The sequence below is a fragment of the Nocardia sp. NPDC051052 genome (assembly GCF_044456045.1).
Taxonomy (GTDB): Bacteria; Actinomycetota; Actinomycetes; order Mycobacteriales; family Mycobacteriaceae; genus Nocardia.
Genome location: NZ_JBITFL010000020.1, coordinates 1 through 17613 on the forward strand (window position 1 = coordinate 1; position 17613 = coordinate 17613).

General features: G+C 67.7%; 8 protein-coding genes and 1 tRNA gene. 5 read left to right on the plus strand and 4 right to left on the minus strand.

Annotation, left to right across the window (positions count from 1 at the left end):
- The first annotated feature begins 169 nt into the window (after positions 1 to 169).
- Complete coding sequence (locus ACIBCN_RS41095) at positions 170 to 625, plus strand: hypothetical protein (protein WP_396997846.1); 456 nt, start codon at positions 170 to 172, stop codon at positions 623 to 625.
- Between the two features lie 230 nt (positions 626 to 855).
- Here the strand turns inward: ACIBCN_RS41095 and ACIBCN_RS41100 are convergent, their stop codons facing one another.
- The 3 genes from ACIBCN_RS41100 to ACIBCN_RS41110 form a co-directional block, all read right to left on the minus strand.
- Entirely contained in the window at positions 856 to 1791 is a 936-nt protein-coding gene (locus ACIBCN_RS41100; RefSeq protein ID WP_396997848.1) for a hypothetical protein, read from the minus strand.
- Between the two features lie 515 nt (positions 1792 to 2306).
- Positions 2307 to 2924 (minus strand): LemA family protein, encoded by a 618-nt coding sequence (locus ACIBCN_RS41105; RefSeq protein WP_396997850.1) that lies wholly within the window; start codon positions 2922 to 2924, stop codon positions 2307 to 2309.
- Positions 2921 to 3739, minus strand: coding sequence for a DUF3137 domain-containing protein (locus ACIBCN_RS41110; RefSeq protein ID WP_396997852.1), 819 nt, complete (start codon positions 3737 to 3739; stop codon positions 2921 to 2923). Before ACIBCN_RS41110 ends, ACIBCN_RS41105 begins: the two co-directional genes overlap by 4 nt.
- Before the next feature lie 337 nt (positions 3740 to 4076).
- Between ACIBCN_RS41110 and ACIBCN_RS41115 the strand changes: the two genes are divergently transcribed.
- The 3 genes from ACIBCN_RS41115 to ACIBCN_RS41125 all read left to right on the plus strand — a co-directional run bounded on the left by ACIBCN_RS41115 (position 4077) and on the right by ACIBCN_RS41125 (position 7134).
- On the plus strand, positions 4077 to 4502 hold the full coding sequence (locus ACIBCN_RS41115) for a cystatin family protein (RefSeq protein WP_396997854.1): 426 nt from the start codon (positions 4077 to 4079) through the stop codon (positions 4500 to 4502).
- Between the two features lie 172 nt (positions 4503 to 4674).
- The gene (locus ACIBCN_RS41120; RefSeq protein WP_396997856.1) at positions 4675 to 5229 is read left to right on the plus strand and encodes a GNAT family N-acetyltransferase; all 555 of its coding nucleotides are present in this window, start codon (positions 4675 to 4677) and stop codon (positions 5227 to 5229) included.
- Positions 5230 to 6009: 780 nt separating this feature from the next.
- Positions 6010 to 7134: an FAD-dependent oxidoreductase gene (locus tag ACIBCN_RS41125; RefSeq protein WP_396997858.1), complete on the plus strand. Its 1125-nt coding sequence runs from the start codon at positions 6010 to 6012 to the stop codon at positions 7132 to 7134.
- 640 nt (positions 7135 to 7774) lie between these two features.
- On the opposite strand, the gene ACIBCN_RS41130 is transcribed toward ACIBCN_RS41125, so the two are convergent.
- Positions 7775 to 7856, minus strand: a tRNA-Leu gene (locus ACIBCN_RS41130).
- A 388-nt stretch (positions 7857 to 8244) separates the two neighbouring features.
- On the opposite strand from ACIBCN_RS41130, the gene ACIBCN_RS41135 reads away from it, so the two are divergent.
- On the plus strand, positions 8245 to 17604 hold the full coding sequence (locus ACIBCN_RS41135; protein ID WP_396997860.1) for a fatty acid synthase subunit beta domain-containing protein: 9360 nt from the start codon (positions 8245 to 8247) through the stop codon (positions 17602 to 17604).
- Positions 17605 to 17613 lie beyond the last annotated feature (9 nt).

Here is a 17613-nt window from a genome sequence, read left to right on the forward strand (position 1 = left end):
ACTGCAGGTGGGCAGCCGATTTGGGAGCTTCTCACTGGGCACCTGGACCCGATCCTGGCCGGGATCGAGTCCTACCGCCAGTGTTAAGTAGCCGATTTACAGGATTTCGCTGCGGATGGACTGCGCGGTAGCGTCGCCCGCGGAGAGGTCGGTCAGATAGGGCGGAGGCATGATGGTGTCGCTGAGGCGGTGGTGGCGCTCCGTCACCTGCTGGCGCGTGTTGACCCTGGTCCTGGTCGCATTACCGCAGGTGCTCAATACGAACTTCCCGGAGCTGCCGGGCAGTGACGCGGGGGCGATCCACAGCGAGGCCACGGGGTTCGAAGTGGCGGCGGTCTCGCTGCCGTCGCCGCCGCTGCTCGAGCAATGGCTCGAATATGTCGCAGATTCCGGCCTCGTGGTGCTGCTGCCCGCAGTCGTATTCGTGCTGCCGCGCAGCTATGCACGGCTCGGAACGCGCTGGGCCGCAAGTATTCTGGCCGCCCTCGGCGCAGTAGGCGGGATGTCGGTGCTCGAGCACAGCGCCACTGAGGTATCGGGTTTGCTGTTCATGTCGCCGTTCTACCTGCTGGCGGCGGGCGCGCTCGTGCTGAGTGCACGGCAGCGCCGGCCCGAGACGAAGTGAAGCCCGCGACGGGCTAGCGTTGCAATGACTGAACACGCGGATATCCCGTCTTCGTCGGCCAGCACGCCACCGCGACATGCTGTCGCACCTGTCGCGCGCGCTGGCACGGCATTTCCGCCGAGCACGCCCTCGATGACGCCGAGCGAGCCTACGTCGTGGAGCGATCTGGCGGTGGATCGTCACGCAGTACGCACCTGCCCAACCGCCTCCGTGACGACACGGCGGGTCAGTTATTCGACTGTCTCGGTGGACATTCGCCGATCCAGGTGCCAGAGGCGGCCGCGGATCCACGGATTGGCACGCCGGAAGCGATCCTGCTTAGGATGCGCTGCCAGGTCGTCGCGCAGTTCCCGGCCGTAGCCGAGGCAGACCGCGACGCGATCGGCGACGATAACGCTGTACAGCCCCAGAAACTCCTTCCCGTAGGAGTCCAGCACACACACGATCGTGATCACCACGGCACCTGGCAGGCCGACCACGAGCAGCAACGCCCCGGCGATGGCCCCGACCGTCAGGGTTTGCGCAACCACGAAGTGCACTTTGGACACGCCGCCCTCCATGTTGGCCCTGCCACGAGCTGTCACGGCCGAGGCCACGACTGTCACCGCCGCTACCACCGCCGCGACCAACCACGCCATGACCGAGGCAGGCCTGCTATACAGGGCCGGCAGCCGACGGGTGAACCACGGGCCGATCAGGAGCAGGCCCAGTCCCCAGGCACATCGCATGGACAGGCCACGAGGCGCCGGTTCGATCAAGTCCCTGCCGGGCACTTCGATCTCCGCCCGCGGGCGAAAAACCGGACCCAGTCTCATGAAATCGCTCAGCACCACCAACGGATACTTCGCGCCGTCCACCCCAGCCGCACGCGCGACGGTCGTCCATACCGGAGTGAGCAACGCGGCCTCCTCGGCTGTCGGTGAGCGCATCCGCGAGACGAACCGAACCCGGACAGGCCGGTAGCGGGCGATGAGGCACCAGATCAGCCAGGCCGCCGGAAGGATCCACTGCGGCCACCCCAACTTTCGGTCGAGCCACCCCAGCAGCAGTACCGTCACCACCACCAGCGGCAGGCTGACCAGCAGTTGCGCCACGAAGATCACGCTGCGCGATCGCCGCAGCCACGACAGGTCCGCCGGCGTGGCAACCCCTCCCTCTGTGCTCACCCGTCGATCATCCGGCGAACACGCGCGCGCCGCAACACTTTTCGCTGATCAATCCTCCGATTTCGTACCTGTTCGGATACGAGCTGCCGAGGAAATGACGAGTAGGTCATCTCCTCGGCAGCGCCCATTCCACACCATCAACCACCACGCGATGACGCCGTGAACGCTGTTCCAGCTAGCGCCGAGCCGGTGCGGGGCGGGACAGGAGCAGATCCGCGGGACGCCAACGCACGAAAATCAGCGTAAGTCGTTTGGTGTCAAGCAATTCGGTCGGTGCCGACGAGTGAGCGGACGTGGGTGACGGCCGCTTGACGGGTGGTCGGGCCGGGAGATCCCCGGCCTGGGGCTTGCGCAGGTCGAGGATCCTGCTGGCGGGCGGCTGTCTGGAGAAACCCCACCACTGTGCGCCGCCCGTCTCCGCTCAGACTGGGGACCGTTTGGGGACCAAACGCTACGTGGGCACGAACACCGTCATACCGCGGCCCTGGCGGTCGGCCCCCGATCGCGGCTGGCGTTCATGAGGCGTCGAACAGCTGGCGGACGTCGGTTACCTCCCCTGCCTCGGGGCCGCTGATCTCGAAATATTCGGCGGGCGAAACATGGTGCAAAGAAGCGACGGCGGCGGCGGGCACGGATCCGATCTTTGTGTTCAACGCCCGCACATTGCCGTTGTACAACCGCCGCGCCGCGGCGATCCGGTCTTCGATATCGGCCAGGTCGCTTTGCAACGCTCGGTAGTTTCGCACGGTGCCCATGGTGGGGTACTGCTCGGCGAGTGCCCGCAAGCTGCCCAATGCCGTGGTGAGAGCGTTTTCCGCAGTCGCAACCTCCGACACGTCCGCGGCGCGGTGTGCCTGGGCGGGCGTCGATGTCGAAGTGCCGGCGACGTGTGCACGATTGCGCGCCTCGACTACTGCTTTCAAACTTCCGCGTTCGAAGGCCGCTGCCTGCTCGACTGTTGCGACCAAATTCGGCACCAGGTCGTGGCGGCGTTGCAATTCGACTCCGACCTGCTGCCAAGATTCGGCCACCAGGTTCCGCAACCGCACAAAATCGTTGTAGATCGAGAAGTACCAGAGAATCAGGATCAGCGTTCCCGCCAGGGCTACGAGGATGCCGACGGTGCTGCTCATGCCACGTTCCTTTCCGGAGTGGTCGCTGTCGTAGTGCTGTCGGACCACACAAACCGCGGGATGCCTTCGGCGATTATCCGCATCGCGTCGAAGACCGAGGTGATCTCCCAGGGACGATTGCCGAGTGTGGTTACGCCGACCAAGCGATTCCCGGTGATCTCGAATTTGGTCAGCCGCACCGCTGGTTCGCGTCGGCCGAGGTCGATCAGCCGGTCGATGGTGCGCGGGGTGAAAACCGCATGCGCGAAAGCCGGATCCGAGGAGTACACCGCGAATTTGTCGTTGAAGTCGGCGGATTCGAACTCCACCTGAGTCCCGGCGGTGGTGTCGAGGTTGGGGCCCATCGTCAACCGGGGCAGTGCCGTGGGAAGTTCCAGAACGAAAACATTCCGGTAATGGGTGCTCACGTTGATTTTGTTGTTGTTGAGCCAGGTGAGGTGGAAGAAGCTCGCCGGGTAGGCGCCGACTCTGCCTTGCATAGCGTCCCGAACCCGCATGCGTCGCGCCCGGCGGATGGTGAACGGCGGGAAGTCCCAGGCCGGTACCGCCCAGCCGGCAGCACGGTGATAGCTGAACCCGTGTTGCTCGGCCCACCGCGCGGTCCACCGTTTCCGGAACGACTTGACGATCAGCCCCGAGGGCAGGAAGGCCAGCAACGGCGTGGCGGGCAACAGTATCCACGAGAACGGTTTCCCATGATCGCGCCACCAGATGCCCTGCACGATCACCAGGGCCAAGAACGTAATGAACGTCAACGTGTTGAGAAAGCGAGGCCGCGCCCAGATCGGACCCCTCGCACTCTGATCATCGGCCATGCCACCCACTGCTTCTCCTTGTGTCACACCGCGGGCGCGGATGCCTCAATGATCTTCACGAGCCTTGCGATGTTCTTACAAACGGCTGATGGTCGGGGCCGAAGCAATCCAAGGCCCTGTTCGAGGGGGCGCGAGAGGGGACTCGATCGAGTCATCGACCGCTCGCCGTTCCGGGCGTTCGATCGCCCACAACCGTCGTCTCGCAGGCGATCTCGCAAACACGCCGCAATGCCGAATTATGTGATGTGTGCGTGATCTGATGTACCGGGACCCATCCGTATTCCCGTCCGGTACGAATCGGTGTGGTGGTCCGATAGCGGTTCTTGGAGGAGGAAGTGTGAACGCTTCACGTAGCTTCAAGGCTCTTGCTCTGGCCGGCGCGTGCGGGGCTGGGCTGGCCCTCGCCCTCGGCGCACCGCAGGCGCAAGCTGGTCCGTCAGATGCCTGGTCCCAGGTCGATCCCGCCGACGACCATGTCCAAGAGCTAGCGCGCTTCGCGATGGACTATTTCAACCAACGCTCCAACGACTCTATGCAGCACAGGCTGATCAAAGTCCTCGATGCCAGAACGCGGGTACTCGCCGGGATCGCCTACAAGATCGACCTCCTCGAGGGCGAGACCGAGTGCGGCAAGAACACGACAACCAAGGAGGAAAGCCGACGATGCCCGTTGAAGGAGGGAGGCACAAGGCGTCGGTGTACTGCGGAGGTGTGGGAAAGGAGTTGGGAGAACTTCACGGAGGTACGGTCGTTCGACTGTTAGTAAGCCTGCTTGCCGCGGGCGCAAACGGTTGAACAGCCGGTAAGGCAGCTGCGCGGAGGCGAGTTGTGTGCAGTCGATCTCGCGCACGTCAGTAGCTGTCAGTGACGGATGGCTAGACGTGCCGGCTCGATATTCTGGTGCGCGGGTCAAGAGCATATGGCAGGTTTGCCCCATGTCTCACGGGCAGGTCGCAGCGGATAAACGGCGTTCTTTGCCGAATGTGCACATAACGCACTTGAACCGCCAAACCTTCGAAGCGCTCGCGGCAGGCGATCTTGCGGCGGCGAATGCGGCCAGCCCGGTCCCTCTGACGGCTCACTTCGCGGGCCCCGCGTGGCGACGGCTGTGGCTGATGCGTAGCGCACAAGTCGAGAAGGAACCGGCCAGCGCGGGATGGGTCACCGGTGTCATCTGGGACGAACAAGAGCAACTTGCGGTGGGCAGGGCAGGCTTTCACGGGCTTCCCGACGCATCGGGGATGGTGGAGATCGGGTATGCCGTCGACCCGGCGTACCGGCGACGCGGCTACGCCCGCGCCGCACTCGAGTGCTTGTTGCGGCGCGCTGCTCGCGAGCCCCACGTGAGAACCGTTCGAGTCACCATCAGCCCCGACAACCTAGCTTCGTATCGGTTGGCATCTCAGTACGGCTTCGTCGAGGTCGGAGAGCAATGCGACGACGAGGACGGCCTCGAGATCATCTATGAAATCGCCGCAGACAAGTTGTGAGTCCTCGCAAGACTCGCTCATGGTCGAATTGAGGACAGTTTTGGTCGGCCCAGCCTGTGCGGCGACCGCTGACTCAGGGATGCATCTGAACGACAGACAAGCTCTCCGTGGATTGACCGAACTCGCATCCGTGAACGACAACCCCGACATCAGAGAAGTTGGCGAAAACTACTCGGATTGAACCAGGCGGGCTTCGGAACGAGTCGCGCCAATGGTGTGCAGTAGCTCCGCCGCGCGGGTTGGGGCGCTGTCGCACATCGGATGCAGTGGTGCCAGCTGATAGTCGTGCAGCGTCAGTTGCGAATTGCCCCTTGCCAATTCGACTTTCCCCGGTCGGCCGTCTGGATCGAAGACATGAGCGTCCTTGGCGCGCCGTCGCATCTGATCGCTTCGACCATTCTAGTGCGGTGCGGGGCAGGCGGCCCGCGACGGAGCTGGTGGTCTGATGTTGGACATCTGTGGCCGATAGCAGGGCAGCGAGTCCGTCGCGCGGTGCTCGAAAATTCGATCATGAGTGACGCACTGACCACGATCGGTACCGCACCCGTACCCGGACCAACTGCTCATCGCCACCAAAGTCGGACAGGTGCAACCGCGGCCGATCGAATGGGTGCCGATCGGCCACCCGGCCTTCCTGCGCCACCAGTGCGAGATGAGCCTGCGTCGGCTGGGCGTGGACCGGATCGACTGATCGCGATAGCTTGACACGAACTAAGTTCGTTCTATAGAACTTAGTTCGTCATGAAGAACTGAGTTATTTCGATGTCGTGGAGGTCAGTGATGCGAGTTTCCATTGCCGGAGCCGGTCTGGGAGGTCTGGCTCTCGCGCAGGGCCTGCGCGGTGCCGGGATCGAGGCCGACGTATTCGAGCGCGACCCGGGGATCGTCGCACGATTTCAGGGCTACCGGCTGGTGCTGAACCCGACCGGTTTCGAGGCGGTGCGCAACTGCTTGCCGGCCCGATGGCACCCGCTGCTGGACGAGATCGTCATGGATGCCTCCGCCGAGCAGTTGATCCTGGATCCGCAGCTCAACGAGATCGGCAAGCTCGGCGCGAGCCGGACCGGCATCGTGGTCGACCGCCAAGTGCTCCGACACCTGCTGCTGACCGGCCTCACCGTGCACACCGACGCCGCACTCACCGGCTACGACGTCCTGGCCGACGGCCAAGTCCGAGCCCAGTTCGCCCACCGCGACTCGGCCACCGCCGACCTGCTCGTCGGCGCGGACGGCGTCACTTCGGCGGTCCGCGGATTGCTGTCGCCGCAGACCACCCCGACCGACACCGGCGTCCGGTTCGTCATCGGCCGCACCCCGCTGACCGACGAGTTCGCGGGCCTGTCCAAGGCATACGGCTCGAAGATCGCCGGCGACGGCGTCAGCCTGCTGCTCGGCGCGATGCGCTTCCGCACCCCGCCGAAGCAGGCCGCCGAACAACTGGCCCCCGAAGTCGTGCTGCCCGGCACCGGTGACTACGTGCGCTGGGCCATGATCTTGCCGCCGAACGGTTCGCTCGCGGACCTGACCGCGCAGGATGCCGTGCTGTCCAGGGTGCAAGGTTGGCACCCGCTACTGCGCGCGCTGATCGAGCAAGCCGACCCGGACAACAGCGCACTGCTGTCCATCCGGGTAGTCGAGCCGGGTGAGCGTTGGACGCCAGGTCCGGTCACCCTGCTCGGCGACGCGATCCACGCCACCTCGCCGACCGGCGGCAACGGCGCGAACACCGCGCTGCGCGACGCCGACCTGCTGCGCCACTGCCTGATCGAGGCCAACGAAGGCCGCCAAGATCTGCTTGGCGCGGTCGACGAGTACGAGCGGCAGATGTTCGACTACGGCGCCGAAGCCGTGCGCAGCAGTCTCGAAAAACTGCCCGCCTTCGCCCCCACCGCGAAACTGTCCTGACGCCAGGCGGAGGACTTCAGCGCGTGGGCCGGGCACGCGGGATCCCCCCGCGTCCCTGGGTTGTGATCCAACCGTTGTCTTCGGCGTAGCGGTAGACACAGCGCTGCGCGCTGATGACGTGCTCGACGGCGCTCGTGCCGCCACGGAGGCGCGGTTGACCCGGGCGCCGGACTGAATGGCAAGCCGGCCGCGAGAAGCTCATCGACGGCTGCCGGGGGATATGCGAGAAGTCGGCGGTGCTGCGTCGCCCGAGCAGCAGGCACCGGAATTGGTGGTGGCTACTTCCAGGCGAATGCAGGGGCGGCACCATAGCGTGGTCGGTAGATGCTTGTCAGCGATTCGGCCACCATCGATCACCGACGACACGCCGTAGATGAGATCGCCGTCAGCTACCCGGACAATCTGGTCAGTAGGTACTGGACCATGGATCAACTCTTGGAGATGACCTTGGGGTGGGATGAGTGCGGGGATCGTGCGCACCCGATCCAGCAAACCCCTCGCGTGCCATCGATCGGGTTGATTGTGGCCGATAGGCCAAATATATGCGCAGGTCAGAATGGATTGTCACAGCTCGCCCGCCAGGTGCTCGAGAGCGCTTGGACACCCGGTGTGACGATCCGGCAGATATGCCGGTCAAAGGTGCGCGAGAGGGGACTTGAACCCCTACGTCCGTGGACACCAGAACCTAAATCTGGCGCGTCTGCCAATTTCGCCACTCGCGCGTGATGGTACGACCGTGCAAACTCTACCGGGCTTGACCGACTTCGCGAAGCTTCGGGCGGGCGTGGCGTACTGGTGGGTAACCCTACCAGGGATTATAACGATTAGATAACCATCAACATGAGGAGCGCTCATGTTTCCTACGTGTTAGTAACCCGATGGACCAGCGTGTTCAAACATGAGGAAGGGTCATGTTTGGCATGATTCTGGTACGGACGTACATGAATACTCGGCAGTATGCGGTCTAGCCGCCGAGTAAACGTGAGGATTTCCTCATGATTTTGGCTATCCTCGCCGGTATCAGGCCCCAACGCTGAGGAACACCTGCGCACCGGAGGGAGCGGCGTGTCTTGCCAGGGCGCGTCGCCAAGAGAAGGAAGTCGAATCGTCTTGACGATCAACGAGAGCACCGAGACCGGTACCGGACAGAGCGCGAAGGTCGGCGCGGCCAAGGGGGCTGGGACCCGATCGCCACTGCTGGATCGCCTGCTGAGCGGGACGCCGTACGCGCTCGCCTTCGGCGGGCAGGGCGCCCAGTGGCTCGATGAACTGGAAGAGATCGGCCGCGACAGCGCGCTGGAGCCCGAATTGACCGCATTGGTCAACGAGGCGGAAGCGCTGCTGGAACCCGTTGCGGCACAGTTGCTTGTGGTCCGTCCCGTCGGCTTCGACCCGATCGGGTGGATGCTCGAGGACGAACTGGTCGACACCGACCAGGGTGAGGTTTCCGAGGCGCCGTCGGCGCAGGAGTTGCGTTCGGCGGCCGTGTCGATGCCCGGCGTGCTGCTCTCTCAGGTGGCCGCGATGCGCGCGCTGCGACTGCAGGGACTCGATCCCACCGAACAGGCGCCGGTGGCGATCGTGGGCCACTCGCAGGGCCGCCTGGCGGCGACCGCGGTGGAGTCCGGCGGGCAGCGCGACGCCGAGATCCTGGCGCTGGCGCAATTGATCGGCGCGGCCGCCGGTTTGGTGGCCCGGCGGCGTGGGCTGATGCCGGTCGGCGAGCGCTCGCCGATGGTCGCGGTGTCCAATGTCGATCCCGAGCAGCTGCGCGATGTGGTTGCCCAGGTGGCCGAGGGCGTCGACCCGGCGGCGGCCGCGGTGGTGTCCATTCGCAACGGGCGCAGGCGCGCGGTGCTCTCCGGCACGCCGGCGCAGCTGGAGCGAGTTCGCCAGCGCTGCGCGCAGATTCACAACGAGCAGTCGCGTGAGCGCGACACCAAGGTTCGCGGCGGCGCCATCTTCGCGCCGGTCTTCGAGGACGTGGCCGTCGATGTCGCGTTCCATCACCCGGCGCTGGCCGACACGGTGGATCTGGTGACCTCGTGGGCCAACCAGTGCGGATTGGACGCGGCGCTGGCCGGTTCGCTCGCGCAGGAGATCCTGGTCGATCCGATCGACTGGGTGGAGATCGTCGACGGCGTGGTTGCCGCTGGCGCGCAATGGATTCTGGATCTCGGCCCCGGCGATCTGCTGTCCAGGGTGACTGGCGGTTCGCTGAAGGGCACCGGCGTCGGTATGGTCGCCGCCGCGACACGGGCGGGGCAGCGCAGCCTGCTCACCCCGGGTGCCGCGCCGGAGACGGCCGCACCGTGGACGGCGTTCGCGCCGCGTCCGGTTCGGCTGCCGAACGGCCGGATCGTGGTGGAGACCGCGTTCACCAAGCTGACCGGCCGGTCGCCAATTCTGTTGGCGGGCATGACACCTACCACCGTCGACGCGAAAATCGTTGCGGCGGCGGCGAATGCGGGGCACTGGGCGGAGCTGGCCGGTGGCGGCCAGGTGACCGAGCAGATCTTCGCCGATCGAGTGGCCGAGCTGAAGACGCTGCTGCAGCCCGGTCGCACGGTGCAGTTCAACTCGCTGTTCCTCGACCCGTACCTGTGGAAGCTGCAGCTGGGTGGCAAGCGACTGGTGCAGAAGGCACGCACCGCGGGCGCCCCGTTCGACGGCGTGATCGTCACGGCGGGCATCCCCGAGCTCGACGAATCCGTCGCGCTCATCAAGGAACTCACCGAGGTCGGCATCTCCCATGTCGCGTTCAAGCCGGGCACCGTCGCGCAGATCCGCGCGGTGCTGCGGATCGCGGCCGAGGTGCCGGATTACCCGGTGATCATGCACATCGAGGGCGGCCGGGCCGGTGGCCACCACTCCTGGGAAGACCTCGACGACCTGCTGCTGGAGACCTACGCCGAGCTGCGCGCCCACGAGAACGTGGTGGTCTGCGTCGGTGGCGGCATCGGAACCCCCGAGCGCGCAACGGAATACCTGACCGGTGAGTGGGCGACCCCGCACGGCTACCCGGTGATGCCGCTGGACGGCGTGCTGGTCGGCACGGCCGCCATGGCCACGCTGGAGGCGACCACCGCGCCTGAGGTCAAGCAGCTGCTCGTCGACACACCCGGCACCCCCGACTGGGTCGGCGCGGGCACCGCGTCCGGCGGAATGGCCTCGGGCCGTAGCCAATTGGGCGCCGACATCCACGAGATCGACAACGCCGCCTCGCGCACCGGGCGCCTGCTCGACGAGGTCGCCGGTGACGCCGACGCCGTCGCCGCCCGCCGCGAGGAGATCATCGAGGCGCTGAACGCCACGGCCAAGCCGTATTTCGGCGATGTGGCCTCGATGACCTACCTGGACTGGCTGGAGCGCTACGTCGAGCTCGCCGTCGGGCTGGACCGCCGCAAGGACTTCGACTGCGGCAGCGACATCGGTGACGCGATCACCGACGCCACCCGCTCGGTGTGGCTCGACATCACCTGGCGTGACCGTTTCGCGGAAATGATGCGGCGCACCGAGTCTCGGCTCAACGCGGCCGATCGTGGCGAGATCCCGACGCTGTTCGCCTCCGACGCGGAATTCGAGAATCCGGTCGGCGCGCTGTGCGCGCTCAAAGCGCGGTACCCCGTCGCCGAGCAGACGCTGCTGCACCCGGCCGACGTCCCGTTCTTCGTGACGCTGTGCAAGACCCCGGGCAAGCCGGTCAACTTCGTGCCGGTCGTCGATGGCGACGTGCGTCGCTGGTGGCGCTCGGATTCCCTGTGGCAGGCCCATGATCCGCGCTACTCGGCCGACCAGGTGTGCGTCATCCCCGGCACCGTCGCCGTCGCGGGCATCACCCGCGTCGACGAGCCGGTCGGCGAACTGCTCGACAGGTTCGAGCAGGACACGGCGTACTCGCTGGTGCGCGCCGGTGTGGTGCCGGTCGCCATCGACGCGCGCCGCGTCGCGAGCGTCACCACCGGCCCGATCGACACGGTGCTCGCCGCGCCGGACATCGAATGGTCCGGCCGCACCACCGTCAACCCGGTACACCGGCTCGGCGATCTCGCCGACTGGACCGTGGACGGCAAGGGCGCCGTGCACCCGCCGAGCGGTGCCACGCTCACCGAGACCACCGGACCCGAGGCCGACAGCTCCTATGTCGAGCTGACCGTTCCGCTGTCGGGCGGCAAGGCGGTTCGCATCCGCGTCACCGTGCCGGCCACCACCTACAACGGTGGCGCTCCGGTCGTCACCGAGGCCGACGCGCACGAGGCCATGGCCGCACTGCTCGCCGTCGCCGCCGGGCAGGAGCTGCCCGAGGTGAAGGGCAAGGTCGCCCATCTCAACATCGCGTGGTCGCCGGACCTGGTCGCCGACCATGCCGGGGTGACCGGTTCGGGTCTGCCCTCGGCACTGAGCACGCTCGGCCGCACTGTTCCCGACGTGCTGGTCGGTGCTTGCTGGCCCGCCGTGTTCGCCGTGCTCGGCTCGTCGCGTGCCGCTGATGGCGCGAGCGTTATCGAAGGCATGCTGGACCTGGTTCACCTGGACCACCAGATCGAGCTGGCGGGCGAACTGCCCAGCAGCCCAAGCGTTCTCGCGGTGCGGGCGGAGGCGGGCGAGACGCTCGACACCGACCTCGGCCGCGTCGTCGAGGTTAGGGTGCACATCGCGGGCCTGCTGGACCGGCCGGAAACCGGGCTGTCCATGCCGACCGTCGCCACCCTCACCGAGCGGTTCGCCATCCGCGGCCGCAACGGGGCGGGCGAACTCACCGATCCGCCGCGCGCGGCGGGCACGGTGTCCGACGAGGCCACCGACACCCCGCGCCGCCGACGCCGTGATGTCACGGTCGTCGCGCCGCGCACCATGCACGCGTTCGCCGCCGTTTCCGGCGACCACAACCCCATCCACACCAGCGATTCCGCCGCGAAGCTCGCCGGTCTCGGCAGCCCGATCGTGCACGGCATGTGGCTCTCGGCCGCCGCGCAGCACGCGGTCTCGGCGGTCGACCCGGAGAGTGCGATTCCGGCCCGCACCGTGACGGCGTGGACCACCCGTTTCCTCGGCATGGTCCGCCCGGGCGCGGAGATCGACGTGCGCGTCGAGCGGGTCGCGGTCGACGCGGGCAGCGAGATCGTCGAGGTGTCCTGCCGGGCCGCGGGCGATCTGGTGATGACCGCGACCGGTCGCACCGCCGCGCCGAAGACCGTCTACGCGTTCCCGGGCCAGGGTATTCAGCGCAAGGGCATGGGCCTGGACGCGCGTACCCGCTCGAAGGCCGCCAAGGCGATCTGGGACCGTGCCGACAAGCACACCCGCGACGCGCTCGGCTTCTCGATTCTCGCTGTGGTGCGCGACAACCCGACCTTCCTCAAGGCGCGCGGTGTCGAACACCGGCACCCGGACGGCGTGCTGCATCTGACCCAGTTCACTCAGGTCGCCATGGCGGTCCTCGGTGTCGCCCAGGTGGCCGAGCTGCGCGAGGCCGGTGCGTTCGTCGAGGGCGCGATGCTGGCCGGCCACTCGGTCGGTGAGTACAACGCGCTCGCCGCGGCGGCCGGGGTGCTGCCGCTGGAGGCGGTGCTCGAGGTGGTGTTCCAGCGCGGATCGGCGATGCACGAGCTGGTGCCGCGTGATGCCCAGGGCCGCAGCGACTACCGGTTGGCGGCTATCCGCCCCTCGCAGATCGGGCTGCCCGACGACGAGGTGATCGACTTCGTCACCGGCATCGGCGCGGCGACGGGCGAGTTCCTCGAGGTCGTCAACCTGAACCTGCGCGGTTCGCAGTACGCCATCGCGGGCACGGTCGCCGGACTGGAGGCACTCGAGACCGAGATCGACCGACGCCGTGCGGAATTCGGTGGCAAGCGGGCGTTCATCGTGGTGCCCGGCATCGACGTGCCGTTCCACTCCACCGTGCTGCGCAAGGGCGTGCCGGAGTTCCGGCACAAGCTCGAGCAGCTGCTGCCCGCGGACCTGCACCCGGAAATCCTGATCGGCCGCTACATCCCGAACTTGGTGCCGAAGCCGTTCTCGCTGGAACGTGAATTCGTCCAGGAGATCGCGGATCTGGTGCCCTCGGAGCCGCTCGCCGCGGTCCTCGCCGACTTCGAGGGTTGGTCGGCACGACCCGTCGAGCTGTGCCGCGTCGTGCTGGTCGAGCTGCTCGCGTGGCAGTTCGCCAGCCCGGTGCGCTGGATCGAGACCCAGGACCTGCTGTTCACCGACACCGCGCACGGCGGCCTCGGTGTCGAGCGGTTCGTCGAAATCGGTTTGGGCGCAACGCCTACCGTGGCGAACCTGGCCACCCAGACGCTGAAGCTGCCCGCGTTCAGCGGCGCGACGGTGGAGGTGCTCAACATCGAGCGCGAGGCCGGGGTTGTCTACTCGACCGACACCGATCCCGCGCCGGTCGACGAGGCCGCCGACGAGACCGTCGAAACCGCTTCCGCCGCAACGCCCGCCGCGGCTCCCGCGGTGGCCGCCGCACCGGTGGCCAGCTCGGGCGGACCGCGTCCGGACGACATCACGTTCACCGCCGCCGACGCCACCCGCGTGCTCATCGCGCTGTGGACCAAGCTTCGGCTGGACCAGATCGGTCCGGTCGACACCATCGAGGGCCTGTGCGACGGCGTCTCCTCGCGCCGCAACCAGCTGCTGGTCGACCTCGGTTCCGAGCTCTCGCTCGGCGCCATCGACGGCGCCGCCGACGCGGACATGGGTGCGCTGTCGGTCACCGTCGAGCGGCTCGCCCGCACATACCGTGCCTTCGGATCAGTATTGTCCGATTCGATCGGTGACCACCTGCGCAAGGTCTTCGGACCCTCGGGCAAGCGGCCTGCCGCGATCGCCGAGCGGGTGAAGAAGGTCTGGGAGCTCGGCGACGGCTGGGCCAACCATGTCACCGCCGAGGTCTCCCTCGGCACCAGGGAAGGCGCCAGCGTCCGCGGCGGCGACCTCGGCGGGCTGGTCTCCGGCGCGCTGGGCGATGCCGCCTCGGTAGACGCCGCGATCGACACCGCCGTGCAGGCGGTCGCCGCTCGCCGCGGCGTCGCGGTATCGCTGCCTTCCACCGGTGGCGGCGGCGGTGGCACCGTCGACGCGGCCGCGCTCGGTGAGTTCACCGAGCAGATCACCGGCCGCGACGGCGTGCTCGCCACGGCCGCCAGGGTGGTGCTCGAACAGCTCGGCCTGGCCGAGCAGGTGACCGCGCCGGAGGCAACCGACAACTCCCTCGTCGACCTGGTCTCGGCCGAATTGGGTTCGGACTGGCCGCGTTTGGTCGCGCCCGCCTTCGATCCCCGCAAGGCCGTACTGCTCGACGACCGATGGGCCACCGCCCGTGAGGATCTGGCTCGGCTCTGGCTCGGCGACGACGCCGAGACCGCGGAGCTGCCGGTCAACGGCTACCTCGGTGCGGGCGAAGCCGTTGCCGCGCAGGCCAACTGGTGGCGCGAGCGGGCCAAGCACGAGGCCCGTTCGGTGCTGGCCGGTGTGTACGAGCGCATCGCGCAGGCCGCGCTGAGCACCGATGACCGCGGCATCTGGTCCGCGGATATCGCGGTGATCACCGGTGCCAGCAAGGGTTCCATCGCGGCGGCGGTCACCGGGCGGCTGCTCGGCGGCGGCGCGACCGTGGTGGTCACCACGTCGAGCCTCAACGACGACCGCCTCAGCTTCTACCGGAAGCTGTACCGGGACAACGCCCGGCACGGTGCCGCCCTCTGGGTGGTCCCCGCGAACATGGCGTCGTACCAGGACATCGACGCGCTGATCGAGTGGGTCGGCACCGAGCAGGTCGACAACGCCGGTGGCGCGAAGATCAAGACCAAGGACGCGATGACGCCGACCCTGCTGCTGCCGTTCGCGGCGCCGCGGGTGGCCGGTGTCCTCGCCGACGCGGGTGCCCGCGCGGAAATGGAAATGCGCGTGCTGCTCTGGTCGGTGGAGCGGCTGATCGGTGGCCTGTCCACCGTCGGCGCCGATCACGACGTCGATGCGAAACTGCATGTGGTGCTGCCGGGTTCGCCCAACCGCGGACTCTTCGGCGGCGACGGTGCCTACGGCGAATCGAAGGCCGCGCTCGACGCGGTGGTCACCAAGTGGCGGGTCGAGAAGTCGTGGTCGACCCGGGTCACCCTGGTGCACGCGATGATCGGCTGGGTGCGTGGCACCGGGCTGATGGGCCACAACGACCCGATGGTCGAGGCCGTGGAGAAGGCGGGCGTGACCACCTGGTCCACCACCGAGATGGCCGACGAACTGCTCAAGTGGTGCACCTCGCGCGCTCGCCAGGTCACCGCGACCGGTCCGCAGCAGATCGACCTGACCGGCGGACTGGCCAGGGCCAAGCTCGATCTGCCCGCGCTGGCCAAGCAGGCCGCCGAGCGCGCCGCCGAGGATGACGTGGAAGCCGATGCGGCGGTCACGATTTCGGCCCTGCCCGGGCCGCCGACCATGTCCTCCGTGCTGCCGGTGCCCGAATGGGGCACGGTCACCACCGATCTCGCCGACATGGTGGTGATCGTCGGTGCCGGTGAGCTCGGCCCGTACGGCTCGGCGCGCACCCGGTTCGAGATGGAGGTCGAAGACCAGCTCTCGGCGGCGGGCGTGCTCGAGCTCGCCTGGACCACCGGCCTGGTCACCTGGGAGAACGACCCCAAGCCCGGCTGGTACGACGCCGAATCCGGTGACTACGTCGCCGAAGCCGAGCTGGCCGACAAGTACCACGACGCGGTGGTCGCCCGCTGTGGCGTGCGCCGCTACGGCGACGACGGCGCCATGGTGGATAACAGCGCGCCCCTGATGACCTCGGTGTTCCTCGATCAGGACCTGACGTTCACGGTCGGCGGCGAGACGGAGGCCCGCGCTTTCCACGCGGCCGACCCCGAACACACGGTCATTGTGCCGGTGGCGGATTCGGCCGACTGGACGGTGACGCGCAAGGCGGGCACCGAGATTCGGGTGCCGCGCCGGGCCAAGCTGTCGCGCACCGTTGGCGGCCAGATCCCGACCGGCTGGGATCCGACCATCTGGGGCATCTCCGCGGAGATGGCGAATTCCGTTGACCGCGTTGCCCTCTGGAACGTCGTCTGCACGGTGGACGCGTTCGTCAGCTCCGGCTTCAGTCCGGCCGAGCTGATGAGCTGGGTGCACCCGAGCCTGGTCGCCAACACCCAGGGCACCGGCATGGGCGGCATGTCCTCGATGCGCTCGCTCTACGTCGACAACCTGCTCGGCGAGTCGCGGGCCAACGACATCCTGCAGGAGGCGCTGCCGAACGTGGCGCTCGCCCACGTGGTGCAGTCCTACGTCGGCAGCTACGGCGCGATGGTGCATCCGGTGGCCGCCTGCGCCACCGCCGCGGTGTCGGTGGAAGAGGGCGTCGACAAGATCCGTCTCGGCAAGGCCGAGCTGGTCGTGGCCGGCGGCTTCGACGACCTCGGCATCGAGGGCATCGTCGGCTTCGGTGACATGTCGGCTACGGCGGACTCGGCGGCGATGAGCGCCAAGGGCATCAGCGACCGGTACTTCTCCCGCGCCAACGACCGCCGTCGCGGCGGATTCGTGGAGTCGCAGGGCGGCGGCACCGTGCTGCTGGCCCGCGGCGACGTGGCGGTGGAGATGGGCCTGCCGGTGCTCGGCGTGGTCGCTTTCGCGCAGTCCTTCGCCGACGGCGTGCACACCTCCATCCCGGCGCCCGGCCTCGGCGCGCTCGGTGCGGGACGCGGCGGGCGCGAATCCCGGTTCGCCGCCGAGCTGCGCAAGCTCGGTGTCGGCCCGGACGACATCGCGGTCGTCTCCAAGCACGACACGTCGACGGCGGCCAACGACCCGAACGAGTCCGAGCTGCACACCAGGCTGGCCACGGCCGTCGGCCGCTCCGACGGCGCGCCGCTGTTCGTCGTCTCGCAGAAGAGCCTGACCGGGCACGCCAAGGGCGGCGCGGCCGCGTTCCAGCTGATCGGCCTGTGCCAGGTGCTGGAAAACGGTGTGGTGCCGCCGAACCGGAGCCTGGACTGTGTCGACGAGAAGATGCAGGCGTACCCGCACCTGGTGTGGGCGCGCGAGCCGCTGCGCTTCGGCGAGAAGTTCTCGCTCAAGGCCGGCCTGCTGACCTCGCTCGGCTTCGGGCATGTCAACGGGCTGCTCGCGGTGGTGCATCCGGAGGCTTTCATCCAGGCGATCGACCCGGAGCGACGCGAGGCCTACCAGGAGCGGGCGCAGCAGCGTCAGCTCGCCGGGCGGCAGCGCTTCACCGAGGCGATGTGCGGCGGGGCACCGCTGTACGAGCGGCCGGCGGACCGGCGCATGGGTGGTGACGGCACGCCTGCCAAGCAGTCGCGTCAGCTGGAAGCGGACGTGCTGCTGTCGGCCGAGGCTCGCCTCGGTGGCGACGGCGCGTACCGGGCCGAGGGCTTCGGTTGCGGCGCTGGCCACACTGCGGACAGTTCGCGCACCGACCGCCAGACCAGGTCGTAGGCTCCCGGC